Raw genomic sequence first — 20603 nt, 5'->3', positions numbered from 1 at the left:
AGCCGGGCGAGCGGCTCGGCGTCCGGCGTACGGGAGGCATCCGCGCGGGCGGCGTCGAGGAGCCGGTCGGACGCGCCGGGGTCGGCGGGCCGCTCGGTCCGGCGAAAGAACATCCTGGATCCCCTCACGTCAGCCGTCCGCCGGTTCGGCGTGCGACGTCTGCCGCCGGCCGGTACGCGGTCGGGGCGCCGCGGCGGCCTCGGGGGCGGCCGGCGACCGGCTCGGGTCGTAGCGTTCCATCAGGACGGCGAGCCGGCGCAGCCCCCGGTGGGCGGCGGTGCGCACGGCACCGGCCCGGCGACCGAGTACCCGCCCGGCGGTCTCGGCGTCCAGCCCGACGACGGCGCGCAGCAGGACGGCCTCGGCCTCGCGGGGCGGCAGGGTGGCGATCAGCGCGAGCGCCGCCTCGGTGCCGATCGTCTCGCCGGCCCGTTCGGCCGTGTCGGCGTCGCCGGCCAGTTCGGCGAGCGCCTGCACCGGCACGGGCAGCGAGGGACGACGGCGTTGCCGGCGCAGGTGGTCCATGGCCCGGTTGCGGGCGATGGTGACGGTCCAGGCCCGGAACTCGCCGCCGGTGAAGCTGGGCAGGTCGCGGGAGACCTGCAACCAGGTCTCCGAGGCGACGTCCTCGGCGTCCGCGCCGACCAGGGCAGTCAGGTATCGGAGCAGGCCGGGCTGGAGGCTGCGGTAGAGGAAGCGGAAGGCGTCCTCGTCGCCGGCCTGCGCCGCCACGACGGCCTCGTTCAGCTCACCGGCCATGTGGTCGCCGCTTCCGTGCCGTGGACACGCACAGGCGGCGCACACCCACGTGGGCGTGCGCGAGGCAAGCACGGTCCGGCAGACGGACCTGATCCCGCACCCTCAGCCCCCCGCTGACCTGATCACGCCCGGGACCGCGTCGCCCGGACGGTACGTCTGGACTCCTGCCGTGGCGGCACGGCCGGTGGCGCAGGTGCCGCGGCGACGCCGTGGGGCGGGCCCGAGTCGGGCTAACGCTAGGAGCGCCGGGTCGATCGGGCAAGCCCGCCCCGGTGGGCAGAAGAGTGAGAATTATCTAGCCGTTCGGCCGGCCGGTCGCCGTAACGGCGCGGCGGCCCGGGACGCTGCACCCTGCCGACGGGCGCGGGCGGCGGCGCATTCGACCAGCCCACGACGGGCATGGGGGGAATGTCGTCACACACGGTCCACGGACGCTCACAGCCTATCCGAGGCGGGTACGGTCCCGCCGCCCCCACCGCGCGGTCGGCGCGGGCCGACCCGACGGCACGCGGCGCGCCGATCCCCGCCAGCCTGGGTACGGTAATGCTGTGTTGTCATCGGAGGTCGTACTCAGCGGTCGCTACCGCCTGGACGAGCGTGTCGCCACGGGCGGCATGGGCGACGTCTGGCGGGGCAAGGACCTCGTCCTCGGCCGACAGGTCGCGGTCAAGGTCCTGCTGCCGGCGCTGGTCTCCGACCCCGACTTCATCGCCCGCTTCCGTGCCGAGGCCCGGATCATGGCCGCCCTGCGCCACCCGGGCATCGTCCAGGTCTTCGACAGCGGCGAGGACGACCTGCCCGACGGCGGGCGGGCCGACTACCTGGTCATGGAGTTCGTGACCGGCCAGCCGCTGTCCAAGCGCATCGAGGCCGTCGGGCGTCTCGACGTGGCCGAGACGATGGCGATCGTCGCGCAGGTAGCGCAGGCGCTGCACGCCGCGCACCTCGGCGGGATCGTGCACCGCGACGTCAAGCCGAGCAACCTGCTGGTGCAGGAGGACGGCAGTGTCGTGCTGGTCGACTTCGGCGTCGCCCGGTCGACCAACATCACCAGCATCACCAGCACGAACGCCGTGCCGGGCACCGCGCTCTACATGGCGCCGGAGCAGGCCGCCGGCCGGCCGGTGTCCGGCGCGACCGACATCTACGCCCTCGGCGCGGTGACCTACTGCTGCCTGAGCGGCAGCCCGCCGTTCACCGGCGACAACCCGCTGCAGGTCGCCGTGCGCCACCTCGACGACGAGCCGCCGGAGTTGCCGCACGACGTGCCGGAGGCGGTCCGCGCGCTGGTCTCCCGCGCCCTGGCCAAGGATCCGGCCGACCGGTTCAGCAGCGCGGCAGCGATGGCCGAGGCCGCCCGCGCCGCCGTGTCCGACCCCTCCGCGCCGACCGCCATGGTGCCCGCCGCCGCGGCGGCGGGCGGCGTCGACCCGGGCACCCGCACCGACGTGCCGGTCGCCGCGACCGTGGCCCGCCGGAGGCGACGCGGCACCCTGGTCGGCGCGGCCACGGCGGTGCTGGTGGCGCTGGCCGGCCTCGGCGCGGCGCTCGGCGCGTCGCGCGAGGCCGACGCGCCGGCGGTCAAGGTCCCGCAGGCGACCACTCCGGCCGCGGAGCCGAGCGGCGGCGCCGAGGCGCCGGTGAAGCAGGAGGACGCCCCCGTCGACCCCGGGCGGCCGTTCCGGCCCACCGGCTCCACCGCCAGCCCCTCGCCGTCGGCCACCGCGCCGCCGGTCTCGCCCCAGCCGAGCGGGTCGGCGGCTCCGGAGTCGCCGGATCCCACCAAGACCGACGATCCGCCGGTGGCCACGCCCAGCACCAGCACCGCCCCGACGCAGACCACGCCGCCGACGGAGCCGACCCCGACCCAGACCACCCCGGTCGAGCCGGCCAATCCGCCTGCGGTCTGAGCGCCGGCGCCCGGCCGCGTGATCCCGTGGTGACGCCACGCCAGTCCCACTGGCACCGATAACCCCAAACCGGACGTACGGGCACAGAAATCACTCTAGGCTCCCCAGCAGGCACTTTCCGCCCTCTGCCTCAGGAGCCCGGGTGAGCGTTGAGAAGTTGGTCGTCATCGGCCAGGGATACGTCGGCCTGCCGCTGGCCATGCGAGCCGTCGAGGCCGGCCTGGACGTGGTCGGCCTCGACGTCGACTCCGACCGGGTCAAGCGGCTCGCGTCGGGCGAGTCGTTCGTCGAGGACATCCCCGCCGACCGGCTGGGCCGCGCGCTGGGCAGCGGCCGATACCGGCCCAGCACGGCGTACACCGACGCGGAGGGCTTCGACATCTGCGTGATCACGGTGCCCACGCCGCTGCGCGACGGCACGCCCGACCTCAGCTTCGTGGAGCAGGCCGGCGTCGGCATCGGCCCGTACGTGCGGCCGGGCTGCACGGTGATCCTGGAGTCCACCACCTATCCCGGCACCACGGAGGAGCTGCTGCGCCCGCTGCTGGAGTCGGCCAGCGGGCTGCTCAGCCCGGGCGACTTCCACCTGGGCTACAGCCCCGAGCGGATCGACCCGGGCAACCCGACCTGGCGCCTGGAGAACACCCCGAAGGTGGTCTCCGGGATGGACGCGGTCGCGCTCGCCCGGGTGGACGGGTTCTACCGCCGGCTCGTGGAACGGACCGTGCCGGTGGACTCCACCCGGGTGGCGGAGCTGACCAAGCTGATCGAGAACACGTTCCGCCAGGTGAACATCGCCCTGATCAACGAGCTGACGATGCTCTCCCACCACCTCGACATCGACGTCTGGCAGGCGATCGAGGCGGCGGAGAGCAAGCCGTTCGGCTTCATGCCGTTCCGGCCCGGCCCGGGGGTCGGCGGGCACTGCCTGCCGATCGACCCGTGCTACCTGTCCTGGCAGGTCAAGCGGCGCCTCGGGCGGCAGTTCCGGTTCATCGAGCTGGCCAACGACGTCAACCACGAGATGCCCGAGCACGTGGCCCGACGGGTCATGAACGGGCTGAACCGGGCCGGTCGTGCCGTCAGCGGGGCCCGGCTGCTGCTGCTCGGGCTGGCGTACAAGAAGAACACCGGTGACATGCGGGACTCCCCCGCCGTCGACGTGGCCCAGCGCCTGCAGGCCCTCGGCGCGGACGTCCGGGCGGTGGAGCCGTACGCGGAGCCGCACCAGATCCCGGGCGGTGTGCTCGTGGTGGAGCTGACCGAGCGGGAGGTCCGGGCGGCGGACGCGGTGGTGGTGGTCACCGACCACGACGACTTCGACTACGACCTGGTGACCCGGCACGCCCGGTACGTCTTCGACACCCGCAACCGGTGTGCCGGCCCGGTGGTGGAACGCCTGTAGACCCGGCACCGCTGGCCGGTCCCGTCACCCGGACGGGCGACGGGACCGGCCGGCGGCTGTCACTGGTCGCCGAGCGCCTCGACCACCGGCCGGGACAGCGCCCGGCGCGCCGGCAGCACCGAGGCGACCAGGGCGGCCACCACCGCGACCCCGAGGATCAGACCCAGCTGCCCCACCGGCAGCACCACGGCGAAGTCGCCGCTGATCCGGGCCAGCAGGGCCATCGCGGCGGCGCTGACGCCGGTGCCCAGGCCGACCCCCAGCAGCGCGCCGACCAGCGCCATCAGCACCGCCTCGACGGCCAGCATGGCGCGCATCCGCCCGCGGGTCAGGCCGACCGCCCGCAGCACGGCGTTCTCCCGGGTCCGTTCCACCACCGACAGGCTCAGCGTGTTGGCGACCCCGACCAGCGCGATCACCACGGCCAGGCCCAGCAGCGCGGTGACGAGGGCGAGCAGCATGTCGACCGTGGCGGTAAGCATCTTCTTGTACGCGCCCTGGTCCATCAGGTTGGCCGTCGGATACCGGGCGACCACCGCCTCGACGGCGGCCCGGGCCCGATCGGCGGAGATCCCGTCGGCGGGGTCGATCTCGGCCAGGTAGCCCCGCTCGTCGGGGAAGAGGGCGGCGAAGTCGGCGTCCACCACGTCGATCACGTGACCATCGGGGACGGGGCTGCCGGCGAGTGCCGGTCCGTCGGCGGTGACGATCGCGGCCACCCGTAACGACCGGCCGCGCACGGTGACGGTGGAGCCGGTCGTCCAGCCCCGGGCCTCGGCCAGCTCCCGGTGCACCAGCACCCATCCGGGTCCCAGCCGGTCGACGTCCCCCGCCACGACGCCCGTCAGCGTCCGGGCCACCAGGGCGGGGTGCGCGGCCTGGATCTGCACGCCGGCGGCGACGGCGCCGCGCTGCTCGTGCACCACCGCCAGCTCGGGCCGGGCGCGCAGCTCGGCCACGAGCGGCGCCGGCAGGTCCCCGCCGATCCCGGTGACCAGCCAGTCGACCCCGATCTCGGCGTCCACGCTGCGCTCGATGCCGTCCTTGGTGCTGCGGGCGCCCACCACGAAGGCCGACACCAGACCGATCCCGATCACCAGGGCGGTGGCGGTAGCCGCGATCCGGCGTGGATTGCGTACGGCGTTCGCCACGGCCAGGCCGGCAGTGGCGCCGAACAGCCGGCGGGCCGGCCACCCCAGCACCCGGACCAGCGCCGGCACGAGCACCGGGCCGAAGAGCACGATGCCGAAGAAGGTGAGCACGCCACCGGCGGCCACGAGCACCACCTGGACGGCGTACGCGGCGCCGACCAGCGCGGCGATCCCGGCGGCGAAGACCAGCGCCCCGACGGTCAGCCGGAGCCGGCCGGCGCCCCGGGCGGGTTGGACCGCCGCGTCGGTGAGCGCGGCGACCGGGGCGATCCGGGTGCCCCGCCACGCGGGCAGCAGGGCGGCGCCCATCGTGATCGCCGTGCCGAGGAGCAGGCTGACCAGCACGGTCGATCCGGTGACGGTGAGCCCGCCGGGGGCCGGCGCGTCGAGCCGCGCCATCACCTGGTTCATGCCGCCGGCCAGGGCCACGCCGATCAGCACGCCGATCGCGGAGGCGACCAGCCCGAGCAGCGCGGCCTCCAGCAGCGCGGCGCGGAACAGCTGGCCCCGGGTCGCCCCGACCAGCCGCAGCAGCGCGGTCCGCCGGGTCCGCTGCGCCAGCACGATCGCGAAGGTGTTGGCGATGACGAAGCCGGCGACCACGACGGCGACCCCGGCGAAGGTCAGCAGCGCCATGTTGAACTGCTGGAGGTCGCGGACCGCGTCGGTCACGGCGTCGTCGAGGATCCGCTGCCGGGTCTTGACGGTCGCGCCGGCGCCGACGGCCTCGGCGGTCCGCTCGACGAGCGCCTCGTCGGCCGGGCCCGGCCGGGCGGCCACCATGATCCGGTCGTAGCCGCGTTGGCCGGTCACCGCGAGGGCGTCCGCGCCGACCAGGCCGATGAACGGACCGCCGACGTCGCGGGCGGTGCCGGCCACGTCGACCGTGCCGACCAGCGTGTACGGGCGGGCCGCTCCCCCGCTGCCGCCGACACGTACGGGCGCGCCGAGGGCGAAGCCCTCCTCCGCCGCGGTGGGCGCGTCCAGCACCACCTCGCCGGGGCGGTCGGGCAGCCGGCCGGCCACCACGTCGTACGAGCGCAGCGCCTCGTCGACGGGGATGGCGGCGAGGACGGCGTAGCCGAGCACGGGGCGGCCGTCGGCGCCGACGATGCCGCCGGAGCCGAGCAGCTCCCCCTCTGCGGCGGCGACCCCGTCGAGGGAACGCACCTTCTCGACCAGCGTGGCCGGCAACGGGTCGTCGGTGGTGGAGTGGACGGCGAGGTCGGTGTGCCGGTCGAACGCGCCGGCCCGCTCGTACGCGCCGGTGCGCATCCCGTCGACGAAGATCAGCGTGCCGGCGATGAACGCGACGCCGAGCACGATGGCCAGCGAGGAGAGCATCAGGCGCAGTGCCTCGGCGCGGAGCTGGCGCAGGGTCGTCCTGATCACCGGGTCACCGCCTCGCGGCCGGCGGCCGGTACGCGTGCCGCGTCGAGGCCGGCGAGCGCGTCGAGCACGCGCTCGGCGGTCGGCGCGGTGAGGTCGCGTACCGGCCGGCCGTCGGCGAGGAAGACCACCCGGTCGGCGTGCCCGGCGGCCGACGGGTCGTGGGTCACCATGATCACCGTCTGGCCGAGGGTGTCGACGGCCTCGCGGAGCAGGCGCAGCACCTCGGCGCCGGAGCGGGAGTCCAGGTTGCCGGTCGGCTCGTCGGCGAAGATCACCCACGGCTTGGTGATCAGGGCGCGGGCGACCGCCACCCGCTGCTGCTGGCCGCCGGAGAGCTCGGCGGGACGGTGGCGCAGCCGGTCGGCGAGCCCCACCGCCACGACGACCTGACGCATCCAGGCCCGCTCCGGCCGCCGGCCGGCGATCGCCAGGGGCAGCACGATGTTCTCCTCGGCGGTCAGAGCCGGCAGCAGGTTGAACTTCTGGAACACGAAGCCGACCCGGTCGCGACGCAGCAGGGTGAGCCGCTTGTCGTCGAGGCCGGCGAGGTCGGCGTCGCCGATGCGCACGCTGCCGGAGGTGGGCCGGTCCAGGCCGGCGAGGCAGTGCATGAGGGTGGACTTGCCGGAGCCGGAGGGGCCCATCATGGCGGTGAACCGGCCGGCGGCGAAGTCGACGTCGACCCCGTCGAGGGCGACGACGGCGGCCTGGCCGGCGCCGTACCGCTTGGACAGGCCGCGGGCGGTGACCGCCACGCCGGCGGTGGCGTGCGCGGGAGGTGCGACGGACACGTGGAGCTCCCCGTGGAGATCGTGGCTGGGACGTCTCCGACGCTATGGGTGCCGCCGGTCCGGCCGCGTCCACCCGCGCGTGGTGATCCCGCTGCGACCTCGGGAGCCCCTGACGGGGTGGGCCCGTACGACCTGGGTCGTAGACCGGCTCAGCCGCCGGGGGTGACCAGCCCCGTCTCGTACGCCAGCACCACGGCCTGCACCCGGTCGCGGAGCTGGAGCTTGGCGAGGATCCGCCCGACGTGCGTCTTCACGGTGGCCTCGGCGACGTGCACCCGGGCGGCGATCTCCGCGTTGGAGAGGCCCTGCGCCACCAGCAGGAGGATCTCCCGCTCGCGTTCGGTGAGCTGGCCGATCCGGGGGTCCTCGGCGGGCCCGGGGCCGAGCCGGCCGGCGAACCGGTCGAGCAGCCGCCGGGTGATGGGCGGGGCGACCACCGAGTCGCCCCGGGCGACCACCCGGATGGCCGCCAGCAGCTCCTCGGGTGGGACGTTCTTGAGCAGGAAGCCGCTGGCGCCCGCCTGGAGCGCGGCGAAGGCGTCGGCCTCGGTGTCGAAGGTGGTGAGCACCAGCACCCGGGGCGGTCCGGCGGGACGGTCCCGGCAGATCCGGCGGGTCGCCTCCACCCCGTCCATGGTCGGCATCCGGACGTCCATCACCACGACGTCGGCCTCGACGCGGGCCAGCAGCCGCAGGGCGTCGGCCCCGTCGATCGCCTCGCCGACGATCTCCAGGTCCGGCTGGGAGCCCAGCACCATCCGGAACCCGGCGCGGACCAGCGCCTGGTCGTCCACGATCACCACGCGGACCGTCATGCCGCCGTCACCGCCGTCGTCGGGGACGTCGACGGTAGCGGCAGCCGCGCCTCGACCTGCCAGCCCCCGGCGAGCCGCGGGCCCGCGGTGAGGCTGCCGTCGTACACGCCGACCCGCTCGCGCATGCCCACCAGGCCGTGCCCGCCGGACGGCGCGGGACTGACCGGCGGCCGGCCGCGCCCGTCGTCGACCACCCGGACCATCACGGCGTCGCCGGCGTGCGCGACGGTGACCTCGACGTCGGCGCCGACCCCGGCGTGCTTCAGGGCGTTGGTCAGCCCCTCCTGCACCACCCGGTAGACGGTCAGTTCCAGCCCGGGCGGCATCGACACCGGCTCCCCGGTGACCGCGTGCCGGGCCCGGAGGCCGGCGGCGCGGAACCGGTCGAGCAGGGCGGGCAGCTCCGTCAGCGCCAACCGGCGGTGCGCCGGGTCGGCGGTCGCCCCGGCGTCGCCGGGCGCACCCGCCGCGCCGGGCCCGGCCTGCGCGTCCGGCGCGTCGGGCTCCCGCAGTACGCCGACCAGCCGGCGCATCTCCTCCAGCGCCTGCCGGCCGGTGTCGGCGACCACCTTCACCGCCTGGCGGGCGGTCTCCGGATCCCGGTCGAGCATGAACCGCGCCCCGTCGGCCTGCACGATCATCACCGCCATGCTGTGCGCCACCACGTCGTGCAATTCGCGGGCGATGCGGGTGCGTTCCTCGGCGACCGCGGCGCGCGCCTCCGCCTCGCGTTCCCGCTCCAGGGTGGCGGCCCGCTCCTCCAGGCTGAACACGTAGAGCCGGCGGGTACGCACGTTCAGCCCGACCAGCCAGACCGCCCCGGTGACCAGCCCGTAGTAGATCGCCGCCGCCCACCAGGCGATGGCTCCCGAGGTCTGGAGGCCGGCGAGCACCACCCCGACGGCGGCGCCGATCCCGGCGAGGACCCCGTCGCGGAGCCGGTCAGCGTACTTGATGACGCTGTAGAGGGCGATCAGCACCGCGACGTCGAAGGGCAGCGGCCCCCACCCGGCGACCACCTGCACCATCGCGAGCGCGGCCACCACGGCGGCGACCGCCGACGGGTGGGCCCGGCGGAACAGCAGCGCCACCGCCATCGCGGTCCCGACCAGGGTGGCCCTCCCACCGCCGGGCTGGTTCGCCATGCCGGCGAGGCCGAGGAGCGCCACCGTGGCGGAGACGAAGGCGTCGAAGGCGACGCCGCGCAGGGGGCGGCCGAGGATCGCGCGGTTCACAGTCACCCAGCGTACGTGCCGCAGGTCAGGGGGTCACTCCGCCCCGAGGCCGGGACCGGGCCGCCCGCCCGGGTCAGGCCAGCAGCTCGCGCATCCGGTCGATCTCGACGGTCTGCTCGGTGGCGACGGAGTTGGCGAACTCCGACAGGGTGAGGTCGGCGCCGACCTTGAGCAGGTCCGTGGCCATCTGGACCGCGCCCTGGTGGTGCTCCGTCATCATCCGCACGAAGAGCCGGTCGAACTCGGCGCCCCGCGCCGCCGCGAGCTGCCGGATGGCCTCGGGCGTCTGCATGCCCCGCATGCCCTCGTGGTCGTGCCCGGCCACCTCGGTGGAGAGCCCGCGCGCCTGCAACCAGCCCCGCATCAGGCCGATCTCGGGGCCCTGGCTGGCCCGGATCCGCTCGGCGAGGGCGCGCAGGGCCGGGTCGCCGGCGCGGTCACCGGCCAACTCCGCCATCTCGAGCGCCTGGGCGTGGTGCGGGATCATCATCCGGACGAACCAGACGTCCATCGAGTTGTGCCGGGCCGTGGTGGCGTCGCGCAGCTCCTCGGCGGGCCGGACCGCGGCGGTCTCGCCGGGCCGACCGGGAACGATCACCGGGGGTCGGCTCGGACCGGCCGGGGCGGACGTCGGGGCGGCGGTCTGTCCCGCCGGCACCGCGGTCGGGTTGTCGGCGGCACGGGACAGGAGGACGCCCGCCACCGTCAGCAGACACGCGGCTGTGACGACGGCGAGGGTCCGCGCGCGGCGGTTGGTCATGGGCCACTCCCCCCCGGTAGAGGTCATGGCGATGCTATCCATCGACGAACGGGCTTCGATGTGATTCACATCACATCGATGGAACTCTCTGGACGGTAAGGTGTCCACCATCGTCATCCCCTTGCGAAGGACGTCGCCGATGACCAGTTTCCGCACCTTGCGGGCCAGGCGGCTCACCACCGTGAGCCTGGCCGCGGCCGGTCTACTCCTCGCCAGCGTCGCCACCGCCACGCCGGGAAGTGCCGGCGTGGCGGCGCAGTCCGCCCCCTCGGGCACGGCGGACACCACCAACACCATCCCGGGCGTCGACGAGATCGTCAGCAGCCCCAACCTCCGGCAGATCGCCAACCTGCCGAAGCAGGCGCCGCTGGACGCCACCAACAGCGACCTCGCCTTCCAGGGCCGCTACGCCTTCGCCGGCAACTACAACGGCTTCGTCATCTACGACATCTCCCAGCCGACCGCGCCGACGGTGGTGTCGCAGGTGTACTGCCCCGGGTCGCAGAACGACATCTCCGTCCACGGTGACCTGCTGTTCCTCTCCACCGATTCCTCCCGCAGCGATGACTCCTGCAACAGCACCAGCGCGCCGGCGACGGAGAAGGCGTCCTGGGAGGGCATCAAGGTCTTCGACATCAGCGACAAGGCCAACCCCCGCTACGTCAAGGCGGTGGAGACGGCCTGCGGGTCGCACACCCACACCCTCGTGCCGGGCAAGGACCGCAAGACCGTCTACCTGTACGTCTCCTCGTACAGCCCGCGGGCGGAGTTCCCCGACTGCCAGCCCCCGCACGACTCCATCTCCATCGTGAAGGTGCCGGTGAAGTCGCCCACGGACGCGGCGGTGGTGGCCTCCCCGAACCTCTTCCCCGACGGCGGCTACGAGGGCCGGCCCGGCGGTTCGGCGACCACCGGCTGTCACGACATCACGGCGTACCCGGAGAAGAACCTCGCCGCGGGCGCGTGCATGGGTGACGGCGTGCTGATGGACATCTCGAACCGGGAGGCCCCCCGGCTGATCAACCGGGTCCGGGACACCGTCAACTTCGCGTTCTGGCACTCGGCCACGTTCAACAACGCCGGCACCAAGGTGGTCTTCACCGACGAGCTGGGCGGCGGCAGCGCGGCCACCTGCAACGAGGCCGTCGGACCGGAGCGGGGCGCCAACGCCATCTACGACATCACCGGTCGCGGCGACGCCCGGACGATGGTCTTCCGCAGCTACTACAAGATCCCCCGGATGAACGCCGACACCGAGAACTGCGTGGCGCACAACGGCTCGCTGATCCCGGTGCTCGGGCGCGACATCATGGTCCAGGCGTGGTACCAGGGCGGCATCTCCGTCTGGGACTTCACCGACTCGGCCAACCCGCAGGAGATCGCGTTCTGGGAGCGGGGTCCGATCTCGATCGACCGGCTCGTCGGCGGCGGCTCCTGGTCGGCGTACTACTACAACGGCTACATCTACTCCAACGACATGGCCAAGGGCTTCGACGTCCTCAAGCTGACCGACTGGCGGACCTGGACGGCGAACCTCGTCCGCTACCGCGAGCTGAACGTGCAGACCCAGCCCAGCTACCTGAGCTGGTAGTCGCAACGCGCCGACGGGCCCGCCCCCCACCGGGGTCGGGCCCGTCCGTGTCCGTCGTGGACGCGCCGGTCAGCCGGCCGGCGGGTACGGGTCGTCCTGGTAGGTGTACTCCGTCTCGATCTTGCCGTCGGACGTGTGCACGACGAGCTGGCTCGGCTCGTTGCCGTGCGCCGCCCGGCGCCCCGCCTCGACGGCGAGCTGCTTGGTGTCGAACGTGCCGACGACCTGGTTGCCCTGCTCGACCTTCCAGCCGCCGTCGTTCGGTACGACGTGGTACTGGTTGCGCTTCATGTCAGTCACCCGCCTCTCGGTCAGGTCCACCGGGATACCCGGGCCACTGAGGCGGAAAACCCTCCTCCGTGGACAAACCGTCCGCCGCCGCCGGCGTACCGTGGGAAGTGACCGCCCGTCACGTGGCCGGGATCCGGTCGAGCTGCGCGCGGATCGCCTCCGGCGTCAGCGCGGGCCGGCCGCCCGGATGGCCGACGGTCGCGCCGGCCGCCGCGACCGCGTGCCGGGCGACCCGCTCCCGGGGCTCGCCGCGCAGCACGCCGAGGGTCAGCGCGGCGACGAACGCGTCTCCGGCGCCGGTGTCGTCCACGGTGGGCGTCTCGCTCAACGGCAGGAACAGCTCGCCGTCCGGCCAGACGAACGCGTTGCCCTTCCCGGCCACCTCGACGGCCAGCAGCGACGGGCCGCGACGCAGCAGCCCACGCCCGGCGGCGAGCCCCGCCTCGGCGTCGCGCGGCGCGTGGCCGGTGATCAGCTCCACCTCCTGCGCGTCGGCCCGCAGCACGTCGGCGAGGGCGAGCAGCGCGTCGGCGTCGGCCGCGTCGGTCGGCGCGCCGTCGAGCACGACCAGCCGGCCGGCCTCCCGGGCGATCCGGGCCGCGGCCAGGGCGGCCCGCGCCGGCTGCTGGAGCTGCACCAGCACGGCCCGTGCGGCCCGCAGCGCGGATGCCGCCCCGGCGACGTCGTCGGGGGTGAGCAGGGTGGCCTCGGCAACGTCCTCGAGGTAGCGCCAGTCGGCGTCGGCGTCCACGACGTCGACGATGAGCGCGGTCGGGGTGCCGGGCCGGCGCCGTACCCACTGGACGTCGATGCCGTCGGCCCGCGCCAGCGCCAGCAGCCGCTCCCCCACCTCGTCGTCGCCGACCACCCCGAGCAGACCGACGGCGGCGCCGAGCTGCGCCAGCCCGACGGCCTGGTTGGCCCCCTTGCCGCCGAGCAGCTCGCGCCGCCGCCGTACCGGGGCGGTCCCGCCGGCCTCCGGGACCTCGTCCACCCGCAGCACGAGGTCCCGCGCCAGCTGCCCGACCACCATCACGTCCAGTCCCGCCATGCCCGGAGCACTACCCGCGAGCGCCCGGGTTGATCCGCGCCGGGCGGGAGGCGTCGCCGTTGGCGAGGCGCGCCCCGGCCGACGACGCGAGGGGTGCGTGGCGCGCGGTCAACCGGGCAGCGGCGCCTCGTCGCCGCGCGTGCGGCGCGGCCCGACCAGCCGGCGCACCATCGGGGCGGCGTTCCACTTCGCCGCGCCCACCAGGTCGCGGGCGTGCTCCAGGACGGTGTAGTCGGGCCGGGCCCGGCCGTCGGCGATGGCCCGGTCCAGGTCGTTGCCGCACCGGGTCAGCACGCTGTCGAAGTCGCGGCGCACCGGTTCGAGCAGGTGGTAGCCGAACGAGCGGTGCAGCCGAGCGAAGAGCGGCTTGTAGAGCCGGGCCCGCTCATGCAGCCCCGAGGAGTACGACATCGGGTTCTTCGGCCGGCGCCGGACGTAGTCGGGCAGCAGGTCGGCAAAGGCCCGACGGACGATCCACTTCTCCTGCCCGTCGCGCATCTTCAGCCCGATCGGCAGCCGCATCGCCAGCTCGACCAGGCTCAGGTCGAGAAACGGCACGCGGGCCTCCACCCCGTGCCCCATGCTGGCCCGGTCGACGCGCTGCAACTCCGTACGGCAGAGGTTGCGGATCTTGTGCAGGAAGAGCCGGCGGGACGCCTCGGGGCCGACCTCGTGGTACATGGGGTAGCCGCCGAACAGCTCGTCGGAGCCGTCGCCGGTGAGCACCACCTGCACGCCCAGCTCCCGCAGCCGGCGGAACAGCGGCACGGTGACCACCGCGTTGATGATGTCGCCGTACTCGGTCAGCTCGGACATCCGGATGGCCTCCCGGATGTCGGCCAGCCGGATGTCGCGCGGGCGCAGCTCGACCACCTCGTGCGGCACCCCCAGGTCCTTCGCGAGCCGCCGCGCGTACGCGACGTCGGGGCTGTCGGGCACGCCGACCGTGACCGCGACGCAGTCGGGGTGCATCTCGCGCACGTGCAGCAGGGCCAGCGAGCTGTCCAGCCCGCCGGAGAGCACCACCCCGACGGTGAGGTCGGTGTCCACCCGCATCCGGATGCTGTCGGTGAGGGCGGCACGGACGAGCAGGGCGGCCTCGTCCGGGTCGTCCACCACCGGCAGCCCGTCGCCGAGGGTGAGCAGGTCGACGTACGCGCGCAGCCGGACCGGCCCGTCGGGCTCGACCCAGCCGTGGTGCCCGGGCGGCACCTCGACGATCGGCACGCGGTACCCGACCAGCGCCTTGACCTCGCTGGCGACGTGCAGGCAGCCGGGCGTCCGGGCCCAGTACAACGGCTTGACGCCGAGCGGGTCCCGGACCAGGTAGGCCCGGCCGGTGGCCCGTTCCACGACGGCGAAGGCGTACTCGCCGCGCAGCCGGGTCACCATGCCCTCGCCCCACCGCAGGAACGCGGCGAGCACCACCTCGGTGTCGCCGGTGCCGCGGAAGCGGTGTCCCAGCCGGACCAGTTCCGCGCGCAGCTCGGGGTGGTTGAAGACCTCGCCGTTGTAGCAGAGCAGCCACCGCTCGTCGGCGGAGGCCCACGGCTGCACGGCGCGTTCGCGGTCCACGATCGGCAGCCGACGGGTGCCGGTGAGCAGGCCGTTCTCGTAGCGGGTCTCGGTGACCTCGCCGCGCGGGGCGAGGGTGGCGAGCATCCGCCGGAAGATCGTCGGATCGGCCTCGGGGCCCAGGCTCAACGCGATGCCACACATCGGCTCAGACCCCCATCTCGGCTTCGTACGCCCGACGCAGCCGCCGCCGCGCCGCCGGCGCGAGGCACAGGTGCCACGCCTGCCCCTCGTCGACCACGTTGACCTCGCCGGCCCGCTGCCGTGCCAGCAGCAGCTCGGCCAGGGTGTCCCGCGCGCCGAAGCGGCCGAACCACTCCATCTCGACGTCGACCGCCCAGCCGAGGCAGTGCCCGCTGGGCAACATGGCGGCGTACCCGAGTCGGCGCAGCCGGTGCTGGTGCTCGGCGCTGCGGACCAGGCTGGTCACCCACAGCGGCGGCGTGGCGGGCGGGGTGCTGGCGGCGAACTGCCGGGCGATGTCGTTGAGCAGCGCCACCATCTCGCGGCGGGCCCGCCGGAACCGCAGTCCGGCGGTGCGCGGCGTGGCGTCGGGCCGCAGCCGGCGCCGCACCGCCCGCAACCCGCGGCGGAGCAGCGTCCGCGGCTGCTCGGTGTAGCGGAAGTTCAGCAGGTCCCGGCGGCGCAGCCACTCCAGGTCGACCAGGTCGGGGCTGGCGTCCACCTGGGCGTCGGTGAGGTAGGTCGGGGTGTCGCGCCACCACATCACGTCGACGCGGGAGAGCAGGTAGATCCGGACCAGCGCGGTGAGGTCGGCGGCGGAGCTGCGCGCGTTGGGCTGGTAGCGGGCCATCTCCAGCAGCAGCGTCTCGCGGGCGCCGATCAGCCCCTGCGTGGTGGCGTCGAGCACGGCGGCGATCGCGGGCTCGCGCAGCCGGTCGTCGATCAGCACCTGCCGGGCGGCGGTGCAGGACGCGCCGGCCAGGGCGCCGACCTCGACCAACAGCTCGGCCACGGCGGCCCGGTAGGCGTCGAGGTCCGGCGTTGCGGCGGGCCGCGTCGGGGTGGAGAACGCGCGCCGCCGGGCCGGGGCGGCGGGTGTGACGGAGGAGCCGGGCTGCTGTCCCGGGCTACGGCTGGGCACTCGCATGGTCGGGTCCTCTCTCCCGTCACGGCATCACTGTGCATCGCCCTGCACACACCGTAATCAGACTGGACGGGAGAAGTCCGAACAATCCTCCTATCTACTCCTTCGGAACGCACGGCGGTCACCGCCGCGCACGAAGGGTCACGGTCGGGACGCCCCGCTCAACCGCTGCACCTCGACGTACGAGGGCGGTTCCGCGCGCGGCGCGGCGCCGGACCGGACGGCGTCCAGGGCGTCCAGGGCGGCGCCCAGCGCGGCCCGGAACAGCAGCGAGCCCGTGCTCACCCGGGCCACGCCGAGCGCCCGCAGCTCGTCGAGGGTGGGCCCGCCCGGCCGGTGCAGCACGTTCAGCGGCGCGTCGATCCCCGCCACGAGCGCGGCGACGGTGGCGGCGTCCGGCGCCCCGGGCACGAAGATCCCGTCCGCCCCGGCGGCCAGGTAGGCGCGGGCCCGGCGCAGGGCCTCCGGCAGGGGATCGGGCGTGCCGAGCCACCACGGGTCGGTGCGGGCGTTGACGAACAGGTCGGGCGCCGCGGCCTTGATGGCGGCCACCTTCGCCGCCGCCAGCTCGGGCGGGTCGAGGGTGCCGTCCGCCCGCCCGTCCTCGACGTTCACCCCCACCACGCCGAGCGCGGCCAGCTCCGCCGCCAGCCCGGCGACGACCGCCGGGTCGTCGGCGTACCCCGCCTCCACGTCAACGGTCACCAGCACCGGCAGCGGGCGCAGCGCCCGGGCCAGGCGGAGGTTCTCCGCCCGGGTGGCGGCCGCCGCGTCCGGCACGCCGGCGGCAGCGGCGACCCCCAGGCTGGTGGTGCCGACCGCCGGGTACCCGCGCGCCGCGAACGCGGCGGCGCTGGCGTGGTCCCAGGCGTTGGGCAGCAGCAGCGGCCGGGCGGCGCGGTGCAGGGCGTGGAAGGCGGCGCAGCGCGCGTTCATCCGGGTTCCACCTCGATCATGGTCGGGCCCCGTGGGGCCGGCGACGGTCGTCTCCCGGCGACGGTAGGGCCGGAACCCTACGGCGCCCGCCGAAACGTCGGCTGCCGGCGTGTGCGCTGCCGGCGCGGTACGGGCCACCGGACCACTGCACGGATCGTCGCTATCGGTCGACGTCAGCCAGGCCGTCACCATGCGTGACATTCAGCGCGGCCGGCCATCATGCCTCCGGCCCCTTTGCTCTGCATCCACATACGCAACAGCTACTGACGGTCAACGAGACTCGCGCCCTCGATCATCGCGCCTCTTCGAATCTCCCCAGTTCAGCCCGGTGGTGCGCCGAGGAATGCAGAGCAAAGGGCGCACAGGGCACCGGGCTGCCGGGACGTCGACAGTTACAACAAGTGATCAACCCGACCGTCACGAACGGTAACGACGGCGGCGACCGGCTCCCTCGCCGTCCGTCTCAAGGAATGAGGTCAGGGCCGTCTCCAGACATCGCCAACTGCACCGAGAAACGAGGTCCGAAGGCGCCGAAAGGAGTCGGACGAGGGCGCGACCCGGTCAGGCGCGGCCCCGTCAGGCGCGCCCGCTGCCGCGGTCGGGCGCGGTCGCGGGCGGCGCGAGGTCGGCCGGGGCCAGACCGAGTGCGGCGGCCAGCGCCGGAGCACCGTCCGGGGTCAGCCGGACCTCCCGTCCGCCGCTGCGGGTCAGCCAGCCCGCCTCGAAGAAGCGGGCGTACAGCGCCGCGCCCAACGCGCCGGCGAGGTGCGGCCGACGCTCGGTCCAGTCCAGGCAGTCGCGCACCAGGGGACGGCGGACGGCCCGCAGCGGCGCGACCGGCACCCCCAGCTCCGCCAACCAGGCCCGCCCGGCCGAGGTGAGCGCCGGCCCGCCGGCGCCGTCAAGCAGCCCGCGCGCGAGCAGCCTGTCACGCAGCAGCACCCCGAGGTGCCCGGCCAGGTGGTCGTAGCAGGTGCGGGCGTACGCCAGGGCGGCGCCGGCACGGGCGGCGCGCAGCGAACGGGCCGGCTCGGACCGCCCGGGCGCGTAGCCAGCCAGATCCTCGACCAACTGGGCCGCCGAGGGACCGGCGAGCTGGACGTAGCGGTGTCGTCCCTGCCGATGCTCGACCAACAGCCCGCCCCGGACGAGCCGGGTGAGGTGATCGCTGGCGGTGGACGGGGCCACCCCGGCGAGCCGGGCCAGCTCCCCCGCCGTCCACGCCCGGCCGTCGAGCAGAGCCAGGCAGATGCGGGCCCGGGTGTCGTCGGCGAGCAGGGCGGCGAGCCGGGCCAGGGCCCGGCCGTCCGGCGCGGGGATGGTCACGGACACCATGCTGGCACGGGCACCCTGCGGCCGGCACCGAAGCTTCGCCACTCCTTTACAACGTTGTATCCAACGTTGTACAAACGGACACGCACCGATCCTGATCGAACTCCCGCACCCGAGGCAGGTCTGATGCGACATCTCCGCCGCGCCGGGGCGCTCGCCGCCGTCGTCGGTCTGGTCCTGGCCGCGACGGCGTCCGCGCCGGCCGCCGCCGCACCCGAGCCCCGCTACCGCAACCCCGTCTCGGCCGGGTTCGCCGACACCTTCGCCGACCCCGTGATCGTCCGCGGTGAGGACGGTTTCTGGTACGCCTACGGCACCACCGACCCGCTGCGCGAGGGCGAGGGGACGTTCCACGGGGTCCCGATCGCCCGCTCGGCCGACCTGGCCGGTTGGACGTACGTCGGGGACGCCTTCGGCGCCGGCCAACGCCCGGCGTACGCGGCTCCCGGCGCCGGCTTCTGGGCCCCCGACGTGCGCCGGGTCGGCGATCGCTGGGTCATGTACGTGACCGTCACCGACACGACCGTGTCCCCCGACGGGGGTGACTTCGCCGTCGGGGCGGCCACCGCGCCCACCCCGACCGGCCCGTGGACCTTCGCCGACGAGCCCGTGGTCGCGCCCCGCCCCGGCGGTGGCGGGGGCTGGCTGTGGACCATCGACCCGAGCCAGTTCACCGACGTCGACGGCAGGCACTACCTCTACCACGGCAGCTACTACGGCGGCATCTCGGTGACCGAGCTCTCCGCCGACGGGCTTCGCGCCGTCGGCTCACCCACCCTGGTCGCCGTCGACAACAAGTTCGAGGGCAGCCACGTGGTGCGCCACGACGGCTGGTACTACCTGTTCGCCTCCACGGCAAACTGCTGCGCCGGCCCGGCCACCGGCTACTCCGTGCACGTCGGCCGGTCCCGCGACCCGCGCGGGCCGTTCGTCGACCGCGACGGCGTCGCGCTGACCGCCTCCCGGGCCGGCGGCACGCCGGTGCTCACCCAGAACGGCAACCGGTGGATCGGCACCGGCCACAACGGCTTCCTCACCGACCTCTCCGGCCAGGACTGGATCGTCTACCACGCGATCGACCGCGCCGACCCGTACCTGGACGAGCCGTTCGGCATCAACGAGCGGCCGATGCTGCTGGACCGCCTCGACTGGATCGACGGCTGGCCGACGGTGAACGCCGGTGCCGGCCCCTCCGAGGGCCCCCGGCCCGCGCCGGTCACCACCGGCCGGGTGGACGAGCGCTTCGACGCCGGGCTGGCCGGCTGGCGACTCGGCTCCGGGGACTGGCGGGTCGCCGACGGCCGACTCACCGGCAGCGGCGCGCTGACCAGCCGTACGACCGGGGGCGGGGACCTGCGGGCGGAGGCCGACCTGCGGCTTCCCGCCGCCGGGACGGCTGGTCTCACGCTCGGCGACCGGGTCTCGGTGCGGGTGGACGCCGCCGCCGGCCGGCTGGTCGCCGCCGACGGCGGGCGCACCGCGAGCGCGCCGCTGCCCGCCGGCTTCGACGCCGCGGCCGGGCACCACCTCGCCGTCGAGGTACGCGGCCGGGACCTGGTGGCCGAGCTGAGCCCGGCCCGGCTCGGCGACCAGCTGGCGGCGGTGTCGCTGCGGCTGGCGCGGCCGGTGGCCGGGCGGCTCACGCTCACCGCGACCGGCGGGGCCGCCGGGTTCGACAACGTCAGCGTCGCCCGGCTGCACCGGCCGGTGCGCCACGCCGTCGCCGAACCGCGGGCGGGCCGCCTGCTGCCGGCGTTCTCCGACGAGTTCACCGGGGGGCTGGACCCGGCGTGGCGGTGGGTCCGGCCGGACCCGGCGGCCACCGTGTCCGGCGGGGCGCTGCGCTGGCCGGTGCAGGGCGCCGACCTGACCGGCACCGGCAACACCGCCGGCGTGCTGCTGCGCGACGCGCCGGGCGGCGACTACGTCGTGGAGACGAAGGTGACCCTGGACCTCGGCGAGGAGACCGTCCGCAACTACCAGCAGGCCGGGCTGGTCGCCTACGTCGACGACGACCGCTTCGCCCGGCTGGCGCAGGTCGCGATCTGGAACACCAGGCAGGTGGAGTACGGCTACGAGCTGCCCTTCGCCGGCCAGCCGGTCTACGGCGGCAACATCGTCGGCACCCCGGCGACCACCACCTGGCTGCGGCTGGCGCACCGGGTCGACCCGGCCACCGGCGAGCACGAGTTCCGGGCCGGCTCCAGCCGGGACGGGCGGAACTGGACGTGGGGCGGGGTGTGGACCTTCCCGGCCGACACCACCCCCCGGATCGGGCTGGTCGCGCACGGCGGAGCCGACCCGGCGGTCACCGCGCACTTCGACTACCTGCGCTTCCACCGCTGACCCCCGCACGATCGGGCCCCCGCCGGACGGCGGGGGCCCGATCCCGTTCCCGGCGCCTGGCGGCGGGGCACCCCGGCGGTCACGTACGGCGCCCGGCGGCGGGGCCGGCACGGCACGCCTGGCGGTCACGTGCGGCCCCGCCGCCGGGCGCCGTA

16 protein-coding genes are annotated in these 20603 nt (G+C 74.9%); 4 read left to right on the top strand and 12 right to left on the bottom strand.

Annotated features, from left to right (window positions below; genetic code table 11):
- Window positions 1-129: 129 nt before the first annotated feature.
- The gene (locus F6X68_RS17400) at window positions 130-759 is read right to left on the bottom strand and encodes an RNA polymerase sigma factor (RefSeq protein WP_151455280.1); all 630 of its coding nucleotides are present in this window, start codon (window positions 757-759) and stop codon (window positions 130-132) included.
- A 548-nt stretch (window positions 760-1307) separates the two neighbouring features.
- On the opposite strand from F6X68_RS17400, the gene F6X68_RS17395 reads away from it, so the two are divergent.
- Together F6X68_RS17395 and F6X68_RS17390 are read left to right on the top strand one after the other, a co-directional pair.
- Complete coding sequence (locus tag F6X68_RS17395) at window positions 1308-2669, top strand: serine/threonine-protein kinase (protein WP_151455279.1); 1362 nt, start codon at window positions 1308-1310, stop codon at window positions 2667-2669.
- Between the two features lie 142 nt (window positions 2670-2811).
- Window positions 2812-4074 carry a nucleotide sugar dehydrogenase gene (locus F6X68_RS17390; protein WP_151455278.1) on the top strand — a complete coding sequence of 421 codons (1263 nt, stop codon included), beginning with the start codon at window positions 2812-2814 and terminating at the stop codon, window positions 4072-4074.
- A 59-nt stretch (window positions 4075-4133) separates the two neighbouring features.
- Here the strand turns inward: F6X68_RS17390 and F6X68_RS17385 are convergent, their stop codons facing one another.
- The 5 genes from F6X68_RS17385 to F6X68_RS17365 form a co-directional block, all read right to left on the bottom strand.
- Window positions 4134-6617 (bottom strand): ABC transporter permease, encoded by a 2484-nt coding sequence (locus F6X68_RS17385; RefSeq protein WP_151455277.1) that lies wholly within the window; start codon window positions 6615-6617, stop codon window positions 4134-4136.
- Window positions 6614-7408 (bottom strand): ABC transporter ATP-binding protein, encoded by a 795-nt coding sequence (locus tag F6X68_RS17380; RefSeq protein WP_151455276.1) that lies wholly within the window; start codon window positions 7406-7408, stop codon window positions 6614-6616. The genes F6X68_RS17385 and F6X68_RS17380 overlap by 4 nt, the downstream gene beginning before the upstream one ends.
- Window positions 7409-7557: 149 nt before the next feature.
- On the bottom strand, window positions 7558-8223 hold the full coding sequence (locus F6X68_RS17375; protein ID WP_151455275.1) for a response regulator transcription factor: 666 nt from the start codon (window positions 8221-8223) through the stop codon (window positions 7558-7560).
- A complete protein-coding gene (locus F6X68_RS17370; protein WP_151455274.1) occupies window positions 8220-9464 on the bottom strand; it encodes a sensor histidine kinase in 1245 nt (414 codons plus the stop codon). The genes F6X68_RS17375 and F6X68_RS17370 overlap by 4 nt, the downstream gene beginning before the upstream one ends.
- Before the next feature lie 67 nt (window positions 9465-9531).
- Window positions 9532-10218, bottom strand: coding sequence for a DUF305 domain-containing protein (locus tag F6X68_RS17365; protein WP_151455273.1), 687 nt, complete (start codon window positions 10216-10218; stop codon window positions 9532-9534).
- 139 nt (window positions 10219-10357) lie between these two features.
- On the opposite strand from F6X68_RS17365, the gene F6X68_RS17360 reads away from it, so the two are divergent.
- Window positions 10358-11809: an LVIVD repeat-containing protein gene (locus F6X68_RS17360; protein WP_151455272.1), complete on the top strand. Its 1452-nt coding sequence runs from the start codon at window positions 10358-10360 to the stop codon at window positions 11807-11809.
- 69 nt (window positions 11810-11878) lie between these two features.
- Here F6X68_RS17360 and F6X68_RS17355 read toward each other — a convergent pair whose 3' ends face one another.
- The 6 genes from F6X68_RS17355 to F6X68_RS17330 all read right to left on the bottom strand — a co-directional run bounded on the left by F6X68_RS17355 (window position 11879) and on the right by F6X68_RS17330 (window position 18090).
- A complete protein-coding gene (locus F6X68_RS17355; RefSeq protein WP_225852266.1) occupies window positions 11879-12100 on the bottom strand; it encodes a DUF2188 domain-containing protein in 222 nt (73 codons plus the stop codon).
- 118 nt (window positions 12101-12218) lie between these two features.
- On the bottom strand, window positions 12219-13151 hold the full coding sequence (locus tag F6X68_RS17350; RefSeq protein ID WP_151455271.1) for a PfkB family carbohydrate kinase: 933 nt from the start codon (window positions 13149-13151) through the stop codon (window positions 12219-12221).
- Window positions 13152-13259: 108 nt separating this feature from the next.
- Window positions 13260-14870, bottom strand: a complete 1611-nt coding sequence (locus F6X68_RS17345; protein ID WP_151455270.1) for an asparagine synthetase B — start codon at window positions 14868-14870, stop codon at window positions 13260-13262.
- Window positions 14871-14874: 4 nt separating this feature from the next.
- Entirely contained in the window at window positions 14875-15837 is a 963-nt protein-coding gene (locus tag F6X68_RS17340; protein WP_151455269.1) for a DUF5715 family protein, read from the bottom strand.
- A gap of 138 nt (window positions 15838-15975) precedes the next feature.
- Window positions 15976-16770, bottom strand: coding sequence for an isocitrate lyase/phosphoenolpyruvate mutase family protein (locus F6X68_RS17335; protein ID WP_151455268.1), 795 nt, complete (start codon window positions 16768-16770; stop codon window positions 15976-15978).
- A gap of 576 nt (window positions 16771-17346) precedes the next feature.
- Entirely contained in the window at window positions 17347-18090 is a 744-nt protein-coding gene (locus F6X68_RS17330) for an ArsR/SmtB family transcription factor (protein WP_370518957.1), read from the bottom strand.
- Between the two features lie 138 nt (window positions 18091-18228).
- On the opposite strand from F6X68_RS17330, the gene F6X68_RS17325 reads away from it, so the two are divergent.
- Window positions 18229-20448: a family 43 glycosylhydrolase gene (locus F6X68_RS17325; protein ID WP_151455266.1), complete on the top strand. Its 2220-nt coding sequence runs from the start codon at window positions 18229-18231 to the stop codon at window positions 20446-20448.
- Window positions 20449-20603 lie beyond the last annotated feature (155 nt).

Source organism: Micromonospora sp. AMSO12t, from assembly GCF_008806585.1.
In the GTDB taxonomy this organism is placed as follows: domain Bacteria; phylum Actinomycetota; class Actinomycetes; order Mycobacteriales; family Micromonosporaceae; genus Micromonospora; species Micromonospora reichwaldensis.
Note: the sequence above shows the minus strand (reverse complement) of the source record. Positions and strands in the feature narration are given on the sequence as shown.

Bases quoted from the DNA above. Each gene is read 5' to 3' on its own strand.
- F6X68_RS17400 (WP_151455280.1), bottom strand. From the start codon at position 759: ATGGCCGGTGAGCTGAACGAGGCCGTCGTGGCGGCGCAGGCCGGCGAC.
- F6X68_RS17375 (WP_151455275.1), bottom strand. From the start codon at position 8,223: ATGACGGTCCGCGTGGTGATCGTGGACGACCAGGCGCTGGTCCGCGCC.
- F6X68_RS17365 (WP_151455273.1), bottom strand. From the start codon at position 10,218: ATGACCAACCGCCGCGCGCGGACCCTCGCCGTCGTCACAGCCGCGTGT.
- F6X68_RS17360 (WP_151455272.1), top strand. From the start codon at position 10,358: ATGACCAGTTTCCGCACCTTGCGGGCCAGGCGGCTCACCACCGTGAGC.
- F6X68_RS17355 (WP_225852266.1), bottom strand. From the start codon at position 12,100: ATGAAGCGCAACCAGTACCACGTCGTACCGAACGACGGCGGCTGGAAG.
- F6X68_RS17350 (WP_151455271.1), bottom strand. From the start codon at position 13,151: ATGGCGGGACTGGACGTGATGGTGGTCGGGCAGCTGGCGCGGGACCTC.
- F6X68_RS17345 (WP_151455270.1), bottom strand. From the start codon at position 14,870: ATGTGTGGCATCGCGTTGAGCCTGGGCCCCGAGGCCGATCCGACGATC.
- F6X68_RS17340 (WP_151455269.1), bottom strand. From the start codon at position 15,837: ATGCGAGTGCCCAGCCGTAGCCCGGGACAGCAGCCCGGCTCCTCCGTC.
- F6X68_RS17335 (WP_151455268.1), bottom strand. From the start codon at position 16,770: ATGAACGCGCGCTGCGCCGCCTTCCACGCCCTGCACCGCGCCGCCCGG.
- F6X68_RS17325 (WP_151455266.1), top strand. From the start codon at position 18,229: ATGCGACATCTCCGCCGCGCCGGGGCGCTCGCCGCCGTCGTCGGTCTG.